We start from the raw sequence: 19,739 nt of genomic DNA, 5'->3' as shown, positions 1-19,739 counted from the left end.
GACGATAGAGTGGATCACGGTCTGTCATCAACCTTCATCGCACATCGAATTCCACATTCCGTTAAGTTGACGATGCCTCAAGCTGGTAATCGCCGCCGCCAGGACGTGGCGACGATTGAAAGGACAAAATCAGTTGCCGAAACTCATCGCAGGTGCCAAATTCCAGGACGGAATCGAGGTCATCGAATTGAAGCCACAGAGCGCCGCTTGATCAACCTCGTCACCCAAATTCCAGCATAGCTCTACGTGCCGCATACGCCGCAAGGCGCCGACGAAAGGCGATGTCTGGCACCTCGATGAAGTCGTGGTGCGCATCAACGGTCAGAAATGCTGGTTGGGGAGAGCGGTTGATCAGGACGGATATGTGCTCGACGAGATCGTCCAGACGCGCCGTAACACCAAGGCGGCCAAGCGCCTGCTGACGCGACTTCTGAAGAAGCAGGGCATGCCGCCAAAGCGTATGATCACCGACAAATTGCGCTCCTACGCCAAACGCCAGGTCAACACCGCTCGCATAAAGGCTTGAACAACCGGGCGGAGAATTCTCACCTGCGAGAAAACGGGAGCGAACGCGACAGGGTTTCCGGTCGGTTGGCTCATGGCAACATTTCGTGTGGCACTGTAAACTTAACGCTGCGAAGACAAGATCTGGGAGTGAGGCTTTGGTTCATTCGGCGTGAAGGCGCGCGATTTGGCGCCATGCTTCGTACTGTCACATTGATTGAGCGGTAAGGAAATTGAGGTGGCAGCGCGCCCATGACCGTGAGTGCACCGACCTACAAGAACCACCGCTATCCGATCGAAATCGTAGCCCGTGCTGTCTGGCTCTACTTTCGCTTTAATCTGAGCCTGCGCGATGTCGAGGAAATGCTGCTCGATTTCGTTTCCTACGAGACCATCCGCCGATGGTGCCGAAAGCATGGCCTTGATTATGCGCGCCGCATACGCCGCAAGGCGCCGACGAAAGGCGATGTCTGGCACCTCGATGAAGTCGTGGTGCGCATCAACGGTCAGAAATGCTGGTTGGGGAGAGCGGTTGGGCACCGTAAAGTTAACGGACGGCTGATGAAGATGTGCGTACATGGGCCATGTCAGAAGTTGCTCGTGATCCGCTTTATCGTCGCCACCGCTTTCCCGCTGAGATCATTGCGCACGCGGTATGGCTCTACTTTCGCTTTCCGCTCAGCCTGCGCATGGTTGAGGACATGCTGGCGGCCCGCGGCATCATCGTCACGCATCAGACCATTCGAAGCTGGGCGGAGAAATTCGGACGGCATTTCGCCCGGGAGATCAAGCGACGGTCAGCCGGCTGCCTGGGCGACAAATGGCATCTCGACGAATGTGTGGTGGCCATCAATGGCAAGAAGCAGTGGCTCTGGCGTGCGGTCGATCAGGACGGCTTCGTCCTCGACGTACTGGTGCAAAGCCGCCGAAATGCCAAGGCGGCAAAGCGTCTGATGCGTAAGTTGCTGAAGGCTCAAGGGCGGACACCACGGGTCATGATCACCGACAAGCTCCGATCCTATGATGCCGCCAGGCGCGACCTCATGCCCGGTGTCGAACACCGGTCGCACAAAGGCCTCAATAATCGAGCGGAAAATTCGCACCAGCCGACCCGACGACGCGAAAGGACCATGAAACGCTTCAAGTCGGCACGCCAGCTTCAGCGGTTCGTTTCCATCCATGATCCGATTGCCAACCTGTTCCACTTTTCCCGCAATACGTTGTCATCGGCTCAACATCGAGACCTGCGTAACGCCGCCATGCAAATCTGGAACAAAATCGCGTGTGTCGCCCCAGCCTGACAGCCGTCCCGGCCAGCTATCGCTGCATCAATCCGCTGATAACTTTACAGTGCCCTGGTCACAGGGACAAGGCAGCGATGCTCGATGCCGAACCAACGCTTCCAGTGGGGGAAATTGAGAGTGCGGACATTCGTGGTGCCGCCATCCACCTGATCACGCAGCAAGGCTTCGAAGTCGACCTGCTTGCCCTTGGCGCGCAGTTTTTCGGCCTTCTTCTCAGCTTCTTTCTTGAGGGCGAATAGCGGGGAGGGGAGACCCCAGCGCGCATGGACCAGTTGCTTCTTTCCGTCGGCGGTGTTGCGGACGATCGGCCCCATCTGATCGGGGTTCATCTGGTAGGCCGGCATCAGGTTGATCAGGCTTTCGGCGTCCTGGGCCCATTTGGCGACCCAGTCCTTGTCTTCCATGCGATACAGATTGCACATAGCAGGCCATCTACTTTGCTCGAGCTCAATGGAGGCAATCTAGCGGATTGCGCTGATTTCGCTAGCCGAGCCGGAAGACGTCTGCATTGTCCTGGCGCTCTCGCAGGCCCTTGTAGGATGGATGGCGAAGTTTCCCGTCTGTCGACCAGGCGCGAAACTCGATCTCGGCAATGAGCGTAGGCTGGACCCAGATAACATCGGCACTTCCGGAATAGGGCAGAGGCGGCTGCTTTCGCTTCCATCGCAGCGTGTCCAGCATCTTCCGCAGCCTGATGATCTCGGCTTGCCTGAAGCCCGTGCCGACGCTTCCGACGTGGACGAGGTCGGCTCCGCGGTAGGCGGCGAGCACCAAAGAGCCGAAGGCGGCAGGGGACGCTGTCGACCTCTCATAGCCGACAATGAAGAAGGCCTCGCTCTGGACGCATTTGACTTTCACCCAATCGCCGGTTCGGCCGGAACGATAGGGCCGATCGAGGTGCTTGCCGACGATGCCTTCCAGGCCGAGGCGGCAGATATGCTCCAGGAGGACAGTCGGTTCGGCATCGAGTGTTTCCGATAGCCGAATGGAGCCGGCTTCATCATTGTTTGCGACGTTTAACGTGTCCTCGAGAAGGTGCCGTCGGGACCGGTATTCGACACCGCGCAGATCGTGGCCATCAAGATAGATAAGATCGAAAGCGTAAAGGACGGCGTCGGAGGCACGGTTGCCGGTTTGTTTGCCGGATGCGCCCAGCGATTGCTGCAGCAGCCCGAAATCCGGCCGGCCCTCTTCGTCGAGCACAACCGCCTCGCCATCGATGATCATCGTCGCCGACCCGAGCGCTCGGGCGGCCTGCTCTATCGCCGGAAACCGATGCGTCCAGTCATGTCCGCCACGCGTGAGGATCCGGATCCCCCGCGGTTCGATATGAACGGCAAGGCGATAGCCATCCCATTTCAGCTCCCAACTCCATTCGCTTCCCTTCGGGGGATGAGACTTCAATTGCGCCAGCGCAGGCTCGACGCGCTCAGGCATGGGATCGAAAGGGAGCTGTGGCTGGGCTGGATTTCGCTTGCCTCGCGGCCGGGAACGGATCGGGGCCTCGGTGTCACGAAGGAGGGGCTTTGATCTCGGAGGCTTCTTCATGCCGGGAGTTCAGCAGAAAAATCTTAAAGACACTGTGACGATGCCGACTTGTCCCCGCAATTCACACAAAGGGATTAGCGATCGCAGACGCTCGGAAAAAAATCTGCAGGCCGCTATTCGGCTGATTCCCATGGGTATTCTGCTGATTTCTAATGTTCAGGATAATATTCCCATCCCTCAGGTCGCTTGACTCTTTAATTGCCTCGGAACAGAAAGAGAACATCCGCATTTGTCTGACATGACGTCGGCCGACAACACGACCTTGAAGGGAGCCGTGAACGATGACTGCTGCCCGTGAAAGGGTGATTTCCGATCTGCGCGAGCGCATCGCCTCGCTGGAGGGCGTGTCAGCCATGAAGGCTGGCTGTCTGTCCTTCGGCGTGCCGGAAATCGACTCTGTCCTGCCGGGACGTGGTCTGGCCCATGGCGCGTTGCACGAATTTGCCGGCGGCGGGTCGGGCACGGTGGATGGTGCGGCGGTGGCCCTGTGTGCGGCGGGGATAGCAGCGCGGACCAAAGGTCCGATCGTCTGGTGCCTGACGCGTCCCGATCTGTTCTTTCCTGCGCTCGCCGAGGTCGGTCTCCATCCCGACCGGGTGATCTTTGTCGAATCAGACAGGGAGGAGGACGTCCTGGCAAACATGGAGGAAGGGCTGTCCTTTGGCGGGCTCGGCGCCGTCGTCGGTGAACTCGTTCGCCTGCCGATGGTCAGCTCGCGCCGGCTGCAGTTGGCGGCTGAGCGAACAGGCACGATGGCGCTCGCCGTCCGACGCTGGCGACGGCAGACGGAGGCCAATGATTTCGGGCAGCCGACGGCGTCGACCACGCGGTGGCGGGTGAGCGTCATGCCGTCGGAGGAATTGCCAGTGCCGGGTGTCGGACGAGCCCAATGGTTGCTGGAATTGATGCGCGTGAAAGCGGGTGAATGTGCTGAGTTTCTCGTGAGGGCGTGCGATGACAAGGGTCGTCTCGATCTATCTTCCGGATCTGCCGACGGATCGNATGTGCTGAGTTTCTCGTGAGGGCGTGCGATGACAAGGGTCGTCTCGATCTATCTTCCGGATCTGCCGACGGATCGCATTCGTCGCGCCGATCCGTCTATTCCGCCTGAACAGGCGATCGCCGTGATCGCCAGGAGCGGCTCGAAACGCTGGGTATCGGCTGCCGACGCCGCCGCCCGAAAAGCCGGCGTGCATGTCGGCATGCCGGCGGCGAAAGCACAGGCGCTGTTCCGCGGCCTGATGCTGGTCGATGCGGATCCTGCAATGGATGCCGCAGCACTCGAACGCATTACGCTTTGGGCGCTGACGCTCTATTCCCCGATCGTCGCAGTCGATGGGACCGACGGGATCGTCATGGACACGGAGGGTGCCGATCACCTGCAGGGCGGCGAGCTCGCCATGATGTCGAAGATCGCCAATCAGTTCCTGGCCAAAAAACTCACTCCCCGTGTCGCGATCGCCGACACCTGGGGTGCAACACACGCCTGCGCCCGCGCCATCAGCCGCGAAACGGTCATCGTGCCTTCAGGTGAGACTGTTCGCGCCGTCGAAAAGCTACCGATATCGTTGCTGCGCCTTTCCGGGAAAGTCGTCAGCGATCTGCGCACGCTCGGTTTCCAGACAATCGGCGAATTGGCCAATACGCCGCGCGCGCCGCTGACGCTTCGTTTCGGTCCGGAGATTGGCCGGCGGCTGGACCAGATGTTCGGCCGCGTCCCTGAACCGATCGATCCGATCCGCACCGCCGAGCTCGTCGAGGTGAGCCGCGCCTTCGCCGAGCCGATCGGTGCTGCCGAAACCATCAACAAATATGTCGGCCGTCTGGTCGTGCAACTGATCGAGGAGCTGCAGAGGCGCGGCCTTGGTGTTCGGCGCGCCGACCTGATCGTCGAAAAGGTTGACGGTACGCGGCAGGCAATCCGCGCCGGCACGGTGAAGCCAGTGCGCGATGTTGCGTGGCTGACGAAATTGTTTCGCGATCGAACGGAGAAGATCGAGCCCGGCTTCGGGATCGAGAAGCTCACTCTGGTTGCGGTGATGGCTGAGCCGCTGGAGGAGCGCCAGAAATCCTCCTCGCTGGTCGAGGACGAGATAAAGGACGTCACACCGCTGATCGATATCTACGGCAACCGCGGCCAGCGTGTGTATCGGGTGGCACCGGTTGCCTCCGATGTGCCCGAGCGCTCCGTCCAGCGCATCAGTCCTGCTGCCGATCCGGTCGAGGTCACCTGGGTCAGCCATTGGCGCCGGCCGGTCCGGCTGCTGGCCCGTCCCGAGTTGATCGAGGCAATTGCCTTGCTGCCGGACCGGCCGCCGAAGCCCCGGCAGAAGAAGATGTGGTGCATCGCCAAAATCGATGGCGAATATATTGCCCGGATGGAGGATCTCCTCGATCTTTACGCCGAGCCGAGTGATCCTAAGCGGCCAGTCGTCTGCTTCGATGAAAGTCCGATCCAGCTCATCGGCGAGGTGCGCGTGCCTATCGTCCAGAAACCGGGGAAGCGATACCGCTACGACTCCGAATACAAGCGCAATGGCATGGCCAATCTCTTCATTATGGTAGACGCCAATAGGTCATGGCGCAAGGTCAAGGTCACAGATCGGCGCGCCAACGAGGACTTCGCCGTCTGCATGCGCGACCTCGTCGACCTCGATTATCCCGACGCCAACCGGGTCCGTGTCGTGACGGATAACCTAGCCGAGGCGCGTCGATCTTGCGACGTCTGGAATTCCACTACACGCCCCGCCAAGCGAGGTGGCTCAATATGGCCGAGATCGAGATCGGCGTCATGCGCCGACAGTGTCTTGACCGCCGCATCGACAACCGCGACTTGCCCAAATCCGAGTTTGACGCCTGGGAGCGGCGTCGAACCGAAAGTGGCGCTCAAATCCGATGGATGTCCTCGACAGACCAAGCCCGCGAAAAGATGGCAAGTCTTATCCAATACCTTTGTTCAACGACTCATAATCTCTGGGACGTCACACTAGCGGCGCACGCATGAGACCTTCGGGAGGGCGTAGCCCGAGCGGCGGCCTCATGTGTGCGCGGCGATTTTCTGAAGAGGTGAAATTACTTTGCCCATGTAGGCCTCCTGCCTCAATTTAGGGGAGAAGGCGTCTACAAATCTAGGGGCTATTCATACATCGATTGTCTCACCGTCCTTACATGGAGACGACTGCAAGGCTCTGAGGCGATGTTTCGAGCGACTTGAGCTTTGCTCTCGCCGCCTCAATCATGTTCTGATATACATCAGCAAGTGACTGATACTGAACAGGATCCAGCCTGTTATTTTCGAGCTGGCTCAGCAAATCCTCGCTCTTCTGAACGAAGGCCGTAATCTGGTCTTCATAGAGCTTCGTAATCATAATTGACGCCTGCTGTGAAGCTTCCTGCTCGGAGAAATGCACTTCAAAAGTGTACATGTACTCGCTTATCGAATCGCTATTGAAAAATTCGGTCGATTTGAACGAGTCTGCCGAAATCGCTGCGAATAGCCGGAAACCGTTGCCGAGCGGCTCGGTTTTTAGTTCGGTATTGTAAGAGTCCGTTCAAGAAAGCGGATATCGAGCGAGCCTTCTTGTCATTAGCTTGATCATAGCGGTCTGAATGAAGGCGAGGCTTGTGCCAGAGAAGCGCTCGAAATCCTTTGCCATTCGGCGGTTTATGCCGAGCCACGCCAACGTCCGCTCGACGATCCATCGCTTCGGGAGCACCTGAAAGCCGGCCTGATTGCGTTTGACGATTTCCATCGATCGCGGACTGGCCTCTTCGACTGTCGGGCCCTGATACCCGCCATCGCCGCAAATTTTCTCGATGAATGGAAAGCGGTTGACGAGCCTGTCGAAAACAAGTGCTGCTCCATCACGATCCTGAATACCTGCCGAATGAACCTCCGCTTTCAGAAGCATGCCCAGGGTATCAACCAGAATGTGCCGCTTGCGGCCCTTGATCTTCTTGCCTGCGTCGTATCCGATATCGAGACGGGCATCTGGGCCGGTCTTCACCGATTGGCTATCGATGATGGCAAATGACGGCTGTTCTTCGCGCCCCTCAAGCCGCCGCGTCCGGCAGTAGAGCGCGTCATGGATACGACGCCACGTCCCGTCCCGGCAGAACCGCTTGAAATAATGATAGACCGTGCTCTTCGGTGGAAAATCATGCGGCAGCAATGCCCATTGGCAGCCTGACTGCAGCAGATAGAAAATCGCGTCCATCACCGCCCGAAGCGACGTCTTGCGTCGGCGGCCCAGTCGAGGCTGCCTTGGCATAAAGGGTTCGATCAGGCCCCACTCACGGTCAGTCAGATCGCTTGCGTAGCGCATGCGGCTTCTGTCATGATGACGCCGGGTGAAGGGTGTCCAGGCCATTCGATCTCTCCGTATTTGTCGCAAAATACAAAGAATCTGATTGCCGCCCTTCACTCAACCCCACGACCGCCAGCCATTCTTGAACAGACACTTAGCTACCTTTGATGCAGCACGCAACGCGCATGGCTGTGAGATTGGGAGAGGAATGTTTGCCTTCACCCCAGGCGAACCGTTGCCTGGGCACGCGCAGCCAAAGCACACTTCCCGCCGCCTATGGACTTCCGATCGTCGCGCAACGAACGGCAGCATGCAGGACTCGATCAAGAGCGGGCAAACGACTGAATTGGGGCGCAAAGCGGGCATTGGCGACACGCGAACATAGGTCCGGTGCGGGTCATGGCGGAGAATTGATCCGGAGCAAGCGAGCTTCCGCTTAGCGTCGATTCCGGCCGCCTGGTTTTCGCAAAGGCCTGGATTAAGGCGACTGTTTTGCGTCTGATTTTTGCACCGTCCCACAATAGGCTTTCGCGACCACCGCAACCATGGCGGTTGCTGCGGCGTATTTCTGACCCAGCCCATGGGGCTATCCGCTTGCTCGAATTCTGAGCCTGAGCGCATTGAGGTATACCCAATTGAGCCAAGCAAGAAGTCATGACAGTACGCATCGCCAGGATATACCTCCGCGTCAGTTCCCAGGAACAGGATCTTCAGCGACAGGAGTCGATTATCGACGATGCCAAGATTGCCGGGTTTTACATCGCCGGCGTCTACCGCGAAAAAGCCTCTGGCGCTCGCGCCGACCGACCGGAGCTGCTGCGGCTGATCGCAGACCTTCAGCCGGGGGAGGTCGTCATTGCCGAAAAGATCGATCGCATAAGCCGTCTTCCATTGCCAGAAGCCGAAAGGCTGGTCGCGAACATCCGAAACAAAGGTGCAAGGCTCTCCGTGCCAGGCGTAGTGGATCTCAGTGACATAGCGGCCGGCGCTGATGGCATTGCCAAGATCGTACTCGAGTCCATTCAAGACATGCTTTTGAAACTGGCACTGCAAATGGCTCGAGACGATTTCGAGGATCGGCGCGAACGCCAGCGGCAAGGCATCGATCTGGCGAAGAACAATGGGAAATATGCCGGTCGCCACGCCGACAAGGCGACGCATGATCGGATCGTTGCCTTGCGTTCGGGCGGCAATAGCATCGCGCGAACCGCGAAGCTGGCTGGCTGTAGCGAAAGTCAGGTCAAACGGGTCTGGGCCAAACATCAGCGAGATAGGGCTGGGGGTCTGTCTGTTTGATCTGAGGGTCCGCAATAGGTGTCGAGAGCCGAAATCCAAATTGAGCTCGTGCAGGAATTTCAGCTTACCGTTGCGCCTGCAGGTGAAATCGGAAATAACTCAGTGCGCGAATTACAGGCCGGGGGGCGTCTCTTGAAAATAATCAATTGCGGTAAAGGTCTACACGAGCGGGAGGTCAAAGGCATCTCCATGTTAATGGGACTACCCCCCCATTGGTATGCATTCACCAATCTTGACTTAGCCAACGCTCCGGGAACAAGCCGGGAAATTGACGTCATCATGGTCATCGACGACCGTATCCTGGTTGTTGACCTCAAGGACTGGAAGGGTCCTATCGAGAGCCGTGACGGACACTGGTTCAACGGAGGCCGTGATCACGGACCATCGCCGGTCGCCAAAATCGCACAGAATGCCCGAGACATATATCTGCAGCTCCAGACGCACTTGAAGCGTCATTCGAAAGGCGGATCGGTTATCATTCCGCGAGTTCAAGGAATGGTAGTGCTGACGAACTGCAAGGACCTCAGCGGCATTGCCGAGACGGAGGTCCGCATGGTCATGGACATTGCCAACTTCGTGTCGACGCTGAAACACGTCCCGAGACGGATCGAGACTTTCGGCAAGGCTCCCCCTCTCGGCCCGCTCACCGCCCCAGAGTGGAAGGATCAGTTTTCAAAGTTCTTCAACGTTAGTAAGGGGGTCTTCGTCCCCGGACGCCGCACTTACGGTGGCTTCTTCGCGACCTCCGATGCGCCTGTTTTCGAGCACCCACATGCGATCTATTCCGAGTTCGAGGCCAGCGATGAGCGTCAGTCGCCAACCCTTGGCATCCTGCGCTTATGGGACTTCACCAAAGCCGATCAGCGCTTCCAATCCGAAGAAGGGCGAACGGAGATCGCTGGTCGAGAGCAGGAGGTGATTGCCTATCTACAGGACCGGTGCGAACGCTGTGACGAGGTGATCATCGATGGACGGACGCGCGATCCCAACTTCAGTGTCCGTTACTGGGAAGTGTTTGACCGGAGACGTCGTCTTCATCGCCTAATGGAGTTCGCCGGAACCGAACTGGCCGAACTCACGCGGGGAGAACGTATCGAACTCGCGAGACAGCTTCTCGCTGCGGTCGATGCCTTGCATCTCGCGGAGGCCGCCCACCTAGATTTGGGCCAACATAGCGTATGGGTACAGCGCCCCTCAACAGTACGGCTGTCCCATCTCATGGCCGCGAGCTATCCGCAAATTAAGTCGCTAGGTGGAGACCGATACCAGTTTCTCGCGACCGATCGGCTACCTGAGGACGAGTTTGGTGACGTGGGGTCATCGAAGCAACGCGACGTCTTTTTAGTCGCCGCAGCGGTCCACCGCATCCTATTGGGTGCACCGCCTGCCTCCCCGAACGGCTGCCCCGAATGGACAACGGACGCCGACGCGGGAGCGGAGTTCGCCGAACTCCACGACTGGTTCGCCAAGGCGCTCGCATGGGTTCCAAAGGAACGGTTTGAGAGTGCCGGTGACGCCCTGGCGGCATTCAACGCAGCCACAGCTATCCGGCCAAGTCCGGCAGAGGTGCTGGAGGGACTTGAACGCCACCGGCACGAGATTCGCAGCCAAATGCAGCTCTTCCAAGCATATCCGCCATCCGAGGTGCTACGCGACGACGAGACGCGTATGCTTTGGCGCTCGCGTAAGGACGAAACCGACGTCTTAGTAAAGGTCTGGAAGCGCGCGTCATGGGGTGACCAGCAACGAGAGGGAGCACGCATCCTAGACTTCCTCGACCGCCTAGCGGAGCTGGCAGCCGTACAACCCGCGGGCTGCGCGAAAGTGCTCGACTCTATATGGCTCGGCGACGCTATCGTCTTGGTGCAAGAATGGGTCGACAAGCCAGATCTAGACCGCGTTCTCAAGGGCCCAAATGAGGTTTGGGATGAGGAGGCTCGTCTCGCTTTAGTCACCGCGCTGGCGGAGCGGATCAGCGATCTGCACGCGCTCAGACTCGCGCATGGCGATCTCAAGCCTGCCAATATCCTCGTCGACCCCGCTGCGCCCAGCGAACCAATTATTGTAGACCTCGTGGATTTCACTGCTGCGGGCGACGGCGAGCCATTTACGACCAAGTACGCCCCCGAGTTAGGCGGTCGATACGAACGAGATTGCTACGCCATCACGGTCATCGCGGATGAGCTATTGGGGCTGATGGGTTCGGCCGCGTCAAAGCGAGTTACGGCCGCGATCGAACATATTCGCGCTGACGAACCGCCAAACGCCACGCTGCTTCCTCTACTTGACGCACTCCGGCACGATGATGCGCCGTCTGAGAAACATGAGGCGATCACTCTCGTCAGCCCTTTCGTGGCGCCCGGTCCGCTCCTGCCCGACGAGGGCTTCTACTATCTACGACGGGCTCAATGGCGCCGCGCCCTAATCATCCGGGGCGCTTGCGAGGAAATCGAGGTCGAGCTCAATGTAGAAGGCGCACCCTTTCGAATTCAGCGACGCTCGCTCGACCAGGCTAGAATACGCACCTTGGCCCGTTTTGAGTTCGGACATCTCGACGGGCGTATCATGGTCGAGGATGGGCCGGTCGGAGACCTCTCTCAGGTCCTTCCGGTCCTTCAGCGGAGCGATGTCGTGGAGGCGCTCGCGCCTGCGTCGACTGGGCCTAAGAATGCGGTGACGGCAGAGGAGGAGCAAAGCGAGCAGGATACTGGCGCAGGTGGACCGCCAGAGGACGATCTAATTGAGGCAATCGCCGCGGAACCTCCGCCGACAGGACAGATCGACGTCGCACAGCTGTGGGATGTTCTGGTCGACGCCGAGCGCGAGCTCATCACTTACGGCCAAGTCACCGAGGACAGCATCCTCGACCGCTCAGTTAACCGGCATAAAGTGCATTTCGACCTTCTGAGTGGGTCCTTCGACTACAACCGGCGCGACCGCGTGCTGGTGGAGAGGGAAGACCCCCGTGGGAACTGGCGTCCGGTAGCCCAGCTTGACCTCCAGCGGTCCAAGCCCGATACGCTGTACCTTGAGAACGCCCGGTTCGAACCAAAAAACGGCACCCCACTCGTCCAGCTCGGCGACGAACTGCGGTTCCGCAGCCATTTCGAGGAGACCAGCCTCGATCGACGCCAGTCTGCAGTTAAGCGAATAACCGGGAGAACCTCCCGCACACGCAACCTCATCAGCATCCTAGATCCTCGCACAAGCACACAGCCCCTGCTGCTTTCCGACCGCATCCAGCCGGAGGAGCTGAAGGATCGCTACGGATTGAACGACAAACAAGCGGAGACGCTCTCGGCGGTGCTCGCCACGCGCCCGTTGGCCCTAGTGCAGGGACCACCCGGAACAGGCAAGACGGTCTTCATAGCGGCGCTGGTACATGCGGCCCTTACCTCGGGTCTAGCCCGGAACGTACTGCTCGCCAGCCAGGCGCACGAGGCGGTGAACAACGCCGCCGAGGCCGTGCTCAAGCTGTTCGCCAGGACTGGTGAGGCCCCTAGCATTCTGCGCGTGGGGAATGAGAACGTCGTCTCGGAGCGACTTCTTCCTTTTCATGTTCAGCGCGTCGAGCAGCTCCAAAAGGACCGTTTCCGCGCCGAAATGCGGGAACGGCTTGCAGTCGCGGCGCGCGGGCTGGGCATTCCGGATGAGCTAGGCTCCATGCTGAGCCATATCGAGCTTGCGATCCGGCCCGTGGCAGCGCGTCTTGCCGCAATCAGTGGCGAGGACGGCACGGAGCAGCGGTCTACTGCGCTGCGCCAGACAATCAGTCAGCAGCTGCTACCGCTGGGCGTTGATGAGCGTATCGCGATCGAAACGCCATTTGATCGTATAGTGAGCGACGTGGTCTTGGCCTGTCTCAAGACCCTCCCGCAAAGCGACCGACCGAGCGCCGACCGCGTCGCAAAGTTCCAAGCTGCGGCCGCGCTCGCACGTGACTTCGTCGGCACCGTGTCCACGGAGCAGCGAAGTTTCGAGACATTTCTCGCAGGCACGCGGCAGATCGTGGCCGGAACGTGTGTGGGTCTTGGGCGCTCGGCGCTAGGCCTCACCTCCACGCCTTTCGATCTCGTCATCGTCGACGAGGCGGCGAGGTGCACTGCAAGTGAACTCGCGGTACCAGTTCAGGCGGGCGGATGGATCGTCCTCGTCGGCGATCACCAGCAACTCGAGCCGCAGCATCCCGAGTCGCTCGTAGACGAGGTTGCAGAGCGCTTGGACATCGGTGTGGCCGAGGTAGCGCGCAGCGACTTCGAGCGGGTCTTTGAGACGCGCTACGGCCGGGAGGCTGGGCACACACTCGAGCAGCAATATCGAATGCTGCCTCCGATCGGCGAGATCGTGTCAGAGAGCTTCTACCACGGCAAACTAAGGCATGGCCGCGTGGAGCCTATAATCGACCCGCCCGCGCTCCCGCCAGAGCTATCCCATGCCGTGACCTGGATCGACACCTCACCAGTCGGGGAGCGAGCCAAACAGGCCGATCCCAACCAGCGCAAGAGCCTCACAAATCCGTTCGAGGCCGACTGCATCGTCGCGCTTCTGAGGCGCTGGAGCGAGTGCCAGTCTTTTCTCGACTGGCTCGAGGGTCCAAGGCCACACTCGCACGCGATTGGCATCATCTGCGCCTATTCCGCCCAGCGCGATTTAGTTCGGCGGAAAATCAGCCTAGCGCCGATCCATCCGACACTCCGCACTGCACTTAAGGTAGACACGATCGACAGCTACCAAGGCAAGGAGAATCCAGTCGTCATTGTTTCGCTCGTGCGGAATAACTGGGAAGGGCCAAAGGAGGAAGGTATTCGCACGATCCGCCCGGGCTTTCTCGCCAAGCCGAACCGCATCAACGTTGCTATCAGCCGTGCCATGGACCGCTTGGTCATTGTTGGAAGCCGCAGCCGATGGGAGCCGGGAGGCCCCATGTCACGAATAGCTGGGGCGTTCGCAACGAAGATCGACCAAGGGCAGGCGGCCGTACTGGCGTCGGACCAGCTCGTGGATGGGAAGACCAAGTATGAAACTGCCGAACTATCTAGTGACAGCGTGGTGGAGACCGCAAAATGACGGAGAAACCGAGTAATAAGCACACCGCTCGCCCCGTGCGCGAAGGCCTCATTGAGGAAAATGAGGACGGTTCTCTTACGCTTGTCATACACGACCTCACCCTACCCTGTCGCAGCTTTCTCGTGGAGCACAAGGTTGCGGAGGTGGGGAAGGTCTCAGTCACAGCTGAATTCCTGCTCCGGTTCGTCCGGACCATGGGCACCTGCACCGAAGACGCTGTCCAGGCGTTTTTCGGCTACAACCGCCGCGAAATGGCCTACGTTCTCAACGAGGTCGAAGAAGCAGACTATATCCGGCGTGTCGACGGCCGGCTGACGCTGACAACGACGGGGCATACCCTCTTCCGCCCCGGGAGCGACGAGCCGCTCATCTACGAGGTCGAACGCAAGACGACCCGCGTCGGCTTCGACCTGATATCCCTCGCCCCCGCCGTGAAGCGATACCTCAGCTATTTCGAGGCGAACCTGCCCGAGCTTCCGCTCGAGAACCAGGAGCAGGTCAGCTCGGCAACGGATCGGGTGCCGGCATCCTTTCGCAGGTTCTTCCGCGAGTTCGCGCCGAGCGTCGATCCAACTGCAACAGCCAGGCGCTCGCTTTACTCAATCGATACAGTCACTGCGAAGGAACGGTTCTCCACGATAGTCAGAGTGCGCCTGGTATCGAGCGGATTGAAGCCATCTCAGGCCGAAATCGACCTGTCGGAGTGGTACTCAGAATACGAACTGGCCGACCGCGAGGCGATCGCCCGTGCCATAGCCGTCGTCGTCGACCGCATGGCCATCACCTCTCGGGAGGATGACTCGGAAGCGTACCAGTTGCTCGTTAATCTCGCACCCGAATATTTAAAGGAGTGGACTAGGCGCGACGGCCTGAGCGTGCAGCGCTTCTACCGCCACGCTTTCACCGGTCAAGGCGACGTGCGTGCGGACCGTCAGACCACCCCCGTAGTAGGCAACCTTTTCACACCGGAGAACGCCCGTCGTCTGTTCGAGGTGGCCTCCTACGGCCTGCGCCGGACCAAACAGGTTGCCGCGCCGATTTTTTGGGTCGTCCCACAGGTTCCGCTTTGGGGCAGCACCGTCATCCTGTCCGAAGTAATCGACCAGCTCCGGGACCGGGTGTTGCGCACCAATCACGACTTGACCACTCCCCAGCCGGTCGAGGCGGTAGCGCTCACCGTCGGCCGTCCGGAGCGTTGGCTCAAGGAGGCATTCGATCATTGCCATCAGTCAGAGGTGCGCGTTTTCCCCAACGGCTTCGAAATGCTACTGGTCCCCGGAGCGTTCGTCGCGGCCACAGTGCACGCACCGATCGGACAACACTCGGGACTCTCGGTCCCGCTCGGCTTCGTCAGCTTCGACGAGCGAGTGGTCGCGCGCGCCACCGACCTACTCGAGACGATGTCATCATCCTTCAGGCTGGGAGAGGCGTTGAACCGCCGACTAGCCGCTTCAGCCGTATTGCTCTCGGAGGAATGAAGGGAAGGGACTATCCACCAGTCGCGACAACGGACAGGTCGAAAGCAGCCCCAAACGGCCTCTCAAAGCGTTAAAGAGCGCCGAGGTCCCAAGTCGCGGGCGGTCACCTCTGTAGGGTATTAGAGTCCCAAAAAATGCAACCTAGATCACGCAAAGAACGATAGCTCGCCATATTGATCCTCGTTTGCAGAATCGGCATTAGAAGCTCGCCACAGTGACATAGAATTAGCCAGCCTATGCAACCGCACGTCAGCCTCCGTGCGGTTGGTCCGATTGTTCAACCAAATTTTCAAGTCACTGAGAGGGAAGAAAGGGCGCTGCCCTCTCTCCCCCACAAGCAGAAAACCGGCCTTCCCCATGCTTCGGCCTTCGGCCTGCAGCACCGCCGGCGTCCGCGTTGCGGACACCGGTCGGCCCTACGGGTGGGTGATCCCCCTTCCGGTTTTCAGCTTGTCCCCCGTTCTCCCGGTCCTCGCCGGACGGGCAGGGGCAGGACGAGGCCTGCCCTGCCTTCCACTGGAAGGAAAAGAAAGGGGGCCGCTTGAAAAGGAGCTGAATGCGGCATGGTTGAAGCGAGGATTGGTGTTGCTGGGCTCAGCCTGGCCGAAATTACAGAGCAGCACTTGGCGGCGCAAAAGGCGGCGGCGGATGCGGTGCGAGAGTGGGATGACCGTCGCGCGGCCGGCGAAGTCAGTAGCGTTGCCTATGCGAGCGCATTGTTGGCAGTGGCGACGGAAGAGGCGAAAGCCCGTCGCATCGTCATGGAATATCAGCCACTCGATTACCAGGAATCAATTCGAAAGCTGACTTATATCTCGGCATTCCTAATCGCCACTGAAGTCAAGCTTGAGGAAAACGAAATGGCAGCGGTCATGGAAGCGACTGCGCCGTTCGGGTGAGCTATTATGAGGATGGCGAACTGAAGAGAGCCCGCGCCGCGGGCTTCTTTTTTAGTAATAGTGCATGGCTTGCCAGCCGGTAGGCGTTTTGGCGAAGCCGACGACACCTGACTGAGCGTCGCGGCCCGGCTTCCAAGTGATATCGACAGCACACGAAACACCCGGTCCCATTGTATTCGTCTGGCATTGCCCGATAGCCAGCGTAGCGGATGGAAAGCTGGGCTTTACCTTCCTGAAGGCGGTATTGGCCTCATCTGCCGAGGGAATTTCAAGATTCGTCGAAGTCGATCGTGGTACTGCGGCTTGTTCTGGAACAGGGCAGAGGGATGGATCAGCCTTGATGAAAGCAGCAATCACCTCCTTAGAGACGACTTCGACCTCTTTGGATGACGTTGACGTTGCAAACCAAGTGCCGCCGACGCCGGCCACCAGGCCAACGCTGGCTGCGATCGTGAGTAGAACATTCTGATTCATGCGGGATCCTCGCGTTGTCAGGTGTTGAGGTTAAACCAGAAGCGCTCCTTGACGCCCTTGTCGTTCGGGATGTCGAAGAACCACGGATTTTCGCGGCGCGGACGAGGAGTTGCGACTTCTTTGATGCAGCGCTTGTCGCCGCCGCTCTCGTTAAAGCGACGATAGCCTTGATCCCGACGTTCCTTGCAAACATCGACGGTCTTGACGCATTGGTCTGGTTCGCCGCGAAACCCGTCGCGATGTTCCCTGTAACCGACTTTGGTACCTGCAGGGCAATCTTCGTATTCTTCCCGACCTGGTTCGCCGGCTTTCGCCTGGTGGCAGACGGGCCAATCGAATCCCGGCTTCGCCATTGCGCTGATAAGCTTCTTCATCGGCGGTACACAGTAGGGAACGCCCTGCCAGGACGGGTTTTGCGAGGCCGCGCACAGGAGAACTTGGCACCCCCAGGATGCATCTTGCGCTTTGGCAGTGGCAGGAAGGAACGCAACGGCGGCGAGGCCGGCGGCGGCATAAAGCAGATGTTTCATGTCAGGTGGTCCTCTCGATGAGTGCTGAAGGCATCCGATCGATGACCAGTTTGTCGATCGGAGTGAGGTGCTGCGCTCGATCGCCCGCGGCGTAAATGACGGCGGCTATCAGCGCAAAAGCAGAGAACCAGAAGATTCCGATGCGGAAGAGCAACGGCTGATTGGGAATATCGCGACAGAGCGGAGGGAAGGCGAAAAGCCCAACCAAAAAGCTGTCTAGGGCGAGATGGCGTTGATCGTGAAAGAAGATCGAAACGATCAGGATCAACACGGCCAGAGGTGCATGAACCCACCAGATTTTTGCCGAGAAGATGATCAGAGCAAACGACAAGGGAATGGCGAGCAGGAGGCTCGCCAAGGGATCGTTTGCGAAGGAGATCGCAATATGGGCGAAGTCCGGCAACTATCGGTCTGTCCTCTTGGGCTTTTTCCGAGCGTCGACGAAGGGAGGCGATATCTCGCTTTCACGTTCGGCAAGGAGGTTGAAATCAGCGATTGGGCGACGGTCGAGTGTTTTGTCGACGGCTTTCCGGCGCCATTCGTTCATGTCGAGGACGTAGGTCGCCCACATGCCATAGCGCGCCGCCATCGCGTAATTCTGGTACGCTAGATACTGGCTGTTCGAAGGATAGGGCGACGCGATACGCGCCCAACCGACGCGCAGCATTTCGAGGGCAAGATCGCGGCCGCTGGCGATGCAGCGGGCGACTGGAGTGCCGTCCTGGCTATAGCCGACTACGGTGCACTCGATTGATTTGTTGCCGACGGTGCGCTTTAGCCAGGCTTTGGCGAGCGGTCCGCAAGGAACGGGCGCCGGGGCCATTGTCTGCTGACGGCTTTCCCATTTGGGATTGAGCGCCCATTGCGGCAGTTCGCATGCGTCAATGTCGGCCAAGCGAAGGCGTTGGGCGTATTGCGGATACCAAAGGGTCCGACCGTCCATGACGGCAACCCGGCCTTTGAACACCGGATGGATCGGCGCCGGAGCAACTGCCTGTTGCTCGCGGCGAGGCGGCACGGGGTTGGTGACAAGGTCAGCGGCGATCGCTGGCTGAACGATGGTGGCGACTACGGCTGCAGCGACTACATGTTTTTTCATTGTTTGGCTTTCTTGGCGCGCTCGTTGGCCTCTCTGCTCAAAAGGATGGCAGGGTGCTGGACATCCTCGAACTGCCACAGGCCTGCCCGCTTTACGCGGGCGTCCTGTTCGGCAACGGCATAAGGGGGATGAAACGGCAGACCGTCAGCGTTAAGCGCTGCAAAGGCGTATCCGCTCGTGATCATCATGGTGGCGAGGTCGAGCCGATCCTTGCCGACCATGGCATAGCAGACGACGAAGGATATGCCGTCGGTCTTGGCGATAGGCGCACAAACCGGCTTCGTGTCCTTGATGTAGGCGGCAAAGACGGCCAGCGAAGCATCGCCGCAGTCTCGCTTCTGCCCTTTCTTGTCGGTGTAGGAAGTGCCGCGCAAGCAGGACTGGACACCGTAGAGGCGGAAGCGCTGTCCATCAGCGACCCACGTTTCACCCGTTTCTAAGGTGACGCCCGGCTGAAGGTCGAAATAGCCAGCCGGCGCGGCATTTGCCATCGGGGGCAAGGCCGCCGCCAGAAGGATCAAAAGCCTTCTCATTGGCCTTTCACCCGTGGGTCAGCCCACATGCCGTAGCCCTGTTGTCCGATACGCTGGGCCTCGTCGAGATCTGATCGCTCGGGGGTGCCGTCCGGTTTTTTTGCCAACCGGAGCGCACCAAGCGACACAAGTTCATCCTCCAACATTTCTACAGAATCGAGGCTTCCTGGATAATTGTAGTAGCCGTAGCAAGTTGCATTTTGGACCGCTGAACTCTGTTCGCTGACGAACGCTCGGCAAAACAGTACTTTCGCCGATTTGAGCATCACTTGCAGTTCGCGTTCTGCAAATTCCTTGCAGGAACCGGAAAAATCTTCCTTGCGGTTCACCATGTCGCCATCACAGGGCTCGACACCGTACAGCCTAAGTGTGGTCTTCTCATCAACCTTAAAATCGGTTGGCGACACTGCTTTGTATCCGGTCGCGGATGCGTATCCCTTGCGATCCATGACCTTACCGGAGCCGTCATAGTATTCGACGACCAGCACCGTCTTACCGGGAGCAGCCAGCGACTTGATGTAGTCCTTGTTGATGTCCTCGACGGACAAAGCGGGTGTTGCCAGTACGCAACTTGCGAGTGCGGCGACTATGGTACGTTTCATTTTCTAGCCCTAACCATCTTGGTCATGTTGGATTCCCTGCAAGGAGGGGGTTTAAGTATGATGCAAAAACTTGTATCACTACACCAAATCGGTATCAT

The 19,739-nt window shown here is 59.1% G+C and carries 15 protein-coding genes and 7 pseudogenes; 12 read left to right on the top strand and 10 right to left on the bottom strand.

Annotated features, from left to right (window positions below; translation table 11 throughout):
• Positions 1 to 79 precede the first annotated feature (79 nt).
• The 4 pseudogenes from BN1800_RS40735 to BN1800_RS30975 all read left to right on the top strand — a co-directional run.
• Positions 80 to 211: pseudogene (locus tag BN1800_RS40735) on the top strand (IS256 family transposase); the annotation flags it as partial.
• 12 nt (positions 212 to 223) lie between these two features.
• Positions 224 to 614, top strand: a pseudogene (locus BN1800_RS30980) (IS6 family transposase); the annotation flags it as partial.
• 142 nt (positions 615 to 756) lie between these two features.
• A pseudogene (locus BN1800_RS44430) lies at positions 757 to 1,038 on the top strand (IS6 family transposase); the annotation flags it as partial.
• 50 nt (positions 1,039 to 1,088) lie between these two features.
• A pseudogene (locus BN1800_RS30975) lies at positions 1,089 to 1,787 on the top strand (IS6 family transposase); the annotation flags it as partial.
• A gap of 74 nt (positions 1,788 to 1,861) precedes the next feature.
• Here the strand turns inward: BN1800_RS30975 and BN1800_RS30970 are convergent.
• Positions 1,862 to 2,230: pseudogene (locus BN1800_RS30970) on the bottom strand (SOS response-associated peptidase family protein); the annotation flags it as partial.
• A gap of 61 nt (positions 2,231 to 2,291) precedes the next feature.
• Complete coding sequence (ligD, locus tag BN1800_RS30965; protein ID WP_087003025.1) at positions 2,292 to 3,356, bottom strand: non-homologous end-joining DNA ligase; 1,065 nt, start codon at positions 3,354 to 3,356, stop codon at positions 2,292 to 2,294.
• On the opposite strand from ligD, the gene BN1800_RS30960 reads away from it, so the two are divergent.
• The 4 genes and pseudogenes from BN1800_RS30960 to BN1800_RS42970 form a co-directional block, all read left to right on the top strand.
• Entirely contained in the window at positions 3,355 to 3,546 is a 192-nt protein-coding gene (locus BN1800_RS30960; RefSeq protein ID WP_084606773.1) for a hypothetical protein, read from the top strand. The two genes, ligD and BN1800_RS30960, sit on opposite strands and share 2 nt — an antisense overlap.
• A gap of 91 nt (positions 3,547 to 3,637) precedes the next feature.
• Positions 3,638 to 4,378, top strand: a complete 741-nt coding sequence (locus BN1800_RS30955; RefSeq protein WP_087003022.1) for an ImuA family protein — start codon at positions 3,638 to 3,640, stop codon at positions 4,376 to 4,378.
• Positions 4,379 to 4,387: 9 nt separating this feature from the next.
• Positions 4,388 to 5,674, top strand: a pseudogene (locus tag BN1800_RS40720) (Y-family DNA polymerase); the annotation flags it as partial.
• A pseudogene (locus BN1800_RS42970) lies at positions 5,657 to 6,360 on the top strand (transposase); the annotation flags it as partial. The pseudogenes BN1800_RS40720 and BN1800_RS42970, both read left to right, overlap by 18 nt.
• 160 nt (positions 6,361 to 6,520) lie before the next feature.
• Here the strand turns inward: BN1800_RS42970 and BN1800_RS30940 are convergent.
• Positions 6,521 to 6,781 carry a hypothetical protein gene (locus tag BN1800_RS30940; protein WP_027513878.1) on the bottom strand — a complete coding sequence of 87 codons (261 nt, stop codon included), beginning with the start codon at positions 6,779 to 6,781 and terminating at the stop codon, positions 6,521 to 6,523.
• A 126-nt stretch (positions 6,782 to 6,907) separates the two neighbouring features.
• Positions 6,908 to 7,726: an IS5 family transposase gene (locus BN1800_RS30935; protein ID WP_087003020.1), complete on the bottom strand. Its 819-nt coding sequence runs from the start codon at positions 7,724 to 7,726 to the stop codon at positions 6,908 to 6,910.
• 591 nt (positions 7,727 to 8,317) lie between these two features.
• Here BN1800_RS30935 and BN1800_RS30930 point away from each other — a divergent pair.
• The 4 genes from BN1800_RS30930 (at position 8,318) to BN1800_RS30910 (ending at position 16,403) form a co-directional block, all read left to right on the top strand.
• The gene (locus BN1800_RS30930) at positions 8,318 to 8,959 is read left to right on the top strand and encodes a recombinase family protein (RefSeq protein WP_087003017.1); all 642 of its coding nucleotides are present in this window, start codon (positions 8,318 to 8,320) and stop codon (positions 8,957 to 8,959) included.
• An 18-nt stretch (positions 8,960 to 8,977) separates the two neighbouring features.
• Positions 8,978 to 14,026: an AAA domain-containing protein gene (locus tag BN1800_RS30925; protein WP_087003014.1), complete on the top strand. Its 5,049-nt coding sequence runs from the start codon at positions 8,978 to 8,980 to the stop codon at positions 14,024 to 14,026.
• Positions 14,023 to 15,504, top strand: a complete 1,482-nt coding sequence (locus BN1800_RS30920; RefSeq protein ID WP_143534173.1) for a hypothetical protein — start codon at positions 14,023 to 14,025, stop codon at positions 15,502 to 15,504. Before BN1800_RS30925 ends, BN1800_RS30920 begins: the two co-directional genes overlap by 4 nt.
• A 563-nt stretch (positions 15,505 to 16,067) precedes the next feature.
• Positions 16,068 to 16,403 (top strand): hypothetical protein, encoded by a 336-nt coding sequence (locus BN1800_RS30910; protein WP_087003004.1) that lies wholly within the window; start codon positions 16,068 to 16,070, stop codon positions 16,401 to 16,403.
• Positions 16,404 to 16,454: 51 nt separating this feature from the next.
• Here the strand turns inward: BN1800_RS30910 and BN1800_RS30905 are convergent, their stop codons facing one another.
• Genes BN1800_RS30905 through BN1800_RS30880 form a run of 6 tightly spaced genes read right to left on the bottom strand, consistent with a single transcriptional unit; the run spans position 16,455 to position 19,641 of the window.
• Positions 16,455 to 16,877 carry a hypothetical protein gene (locus BN1800_RS30905; RefSeq protein ID WP_087003001.1) on the bottom strand — a complete coding sequence of 141 codons (423 nt, stop codon included), beginning with the start codon at positions 16,875 to 16,877 and terminating at the stop codon, positions 16,455 to 16,457.
• Between the two features lie 17 nt (positions 16,878 to 16,894).
• Positions 16,895 to 17,407: a hypothetical protein gene (locus tag BN1800_RS30900; RefSeq protein ID WP_064697190.1), complete on the bottom strand. Its 513-nt coding sequence runs from the start codon at positions 17,405 to 17,407 to the stop codon at positions 16,895 to 16,897.
• 1 nt (position 17,408) lies between these two features.
• Positions 17,409 to 17,810 (bottom strand): hypothetical protein, encoded by a 402-nt coding sequence (locus BN1800_RS30895; protein ID WP_087002997.1) that lies wholly within the window; start codon positions 17,808 to 17,810, stop codon positions 17,409 to 17,411.
• On the bottom strand, positions 17,811 to 18,506 hold the full coding sequence (locus tag BN1800_RS30890; RefSeq protein WP_087002994.1) for a thermonuclease family protein: 696 nt from the start codon (positions 18,504 to 18,506) through the stop codon (positions 17,811 to 17,813). It abuts the gene before it with no gap.
• Positions 18,503 to 19,039, bottom strand: a complete 537-nt coding sequence (locus BN1800_RS30885; protein ID WP_087002992.1) for a thermonuclease family protein — start codon at positions 19,037 to 19,039, stop codon at positions 18,503 to 18,505. Before BN1800_RS30885 ends, BN1800_RS30890 begins: the two co-directional genes overlap by 4 nt.
• A complete protein-coding gene (locus BN1800_RS30880) occupies positions 19,036 to 19,641 on the bottom strand; it encodes a hypothetical protein (protein WP_087002989.1) in 606 nt (201 codons plus the stop codon). Before BN1800_RS30880 ends, BN1800_RS30885 begins: the two co-directional genes overlap by 4 nt.
• Between the last annotated feature and the right edge of the window lie 98 nt (positions 19,642 to 19,739).

Origin of the sequence: Rhizobium sullae (assembly GCF_900169785.1) — a bacterium.
GTDB lineage: Bacteria > Pseudomonadota > Alphaproteobacteria > Rhizobiales > Rhizobiaceae > Rhizobium > Rhizobium sullae.
This window is presented reverse-complemented; position numbering and strand designations above follow the sequence as displayed.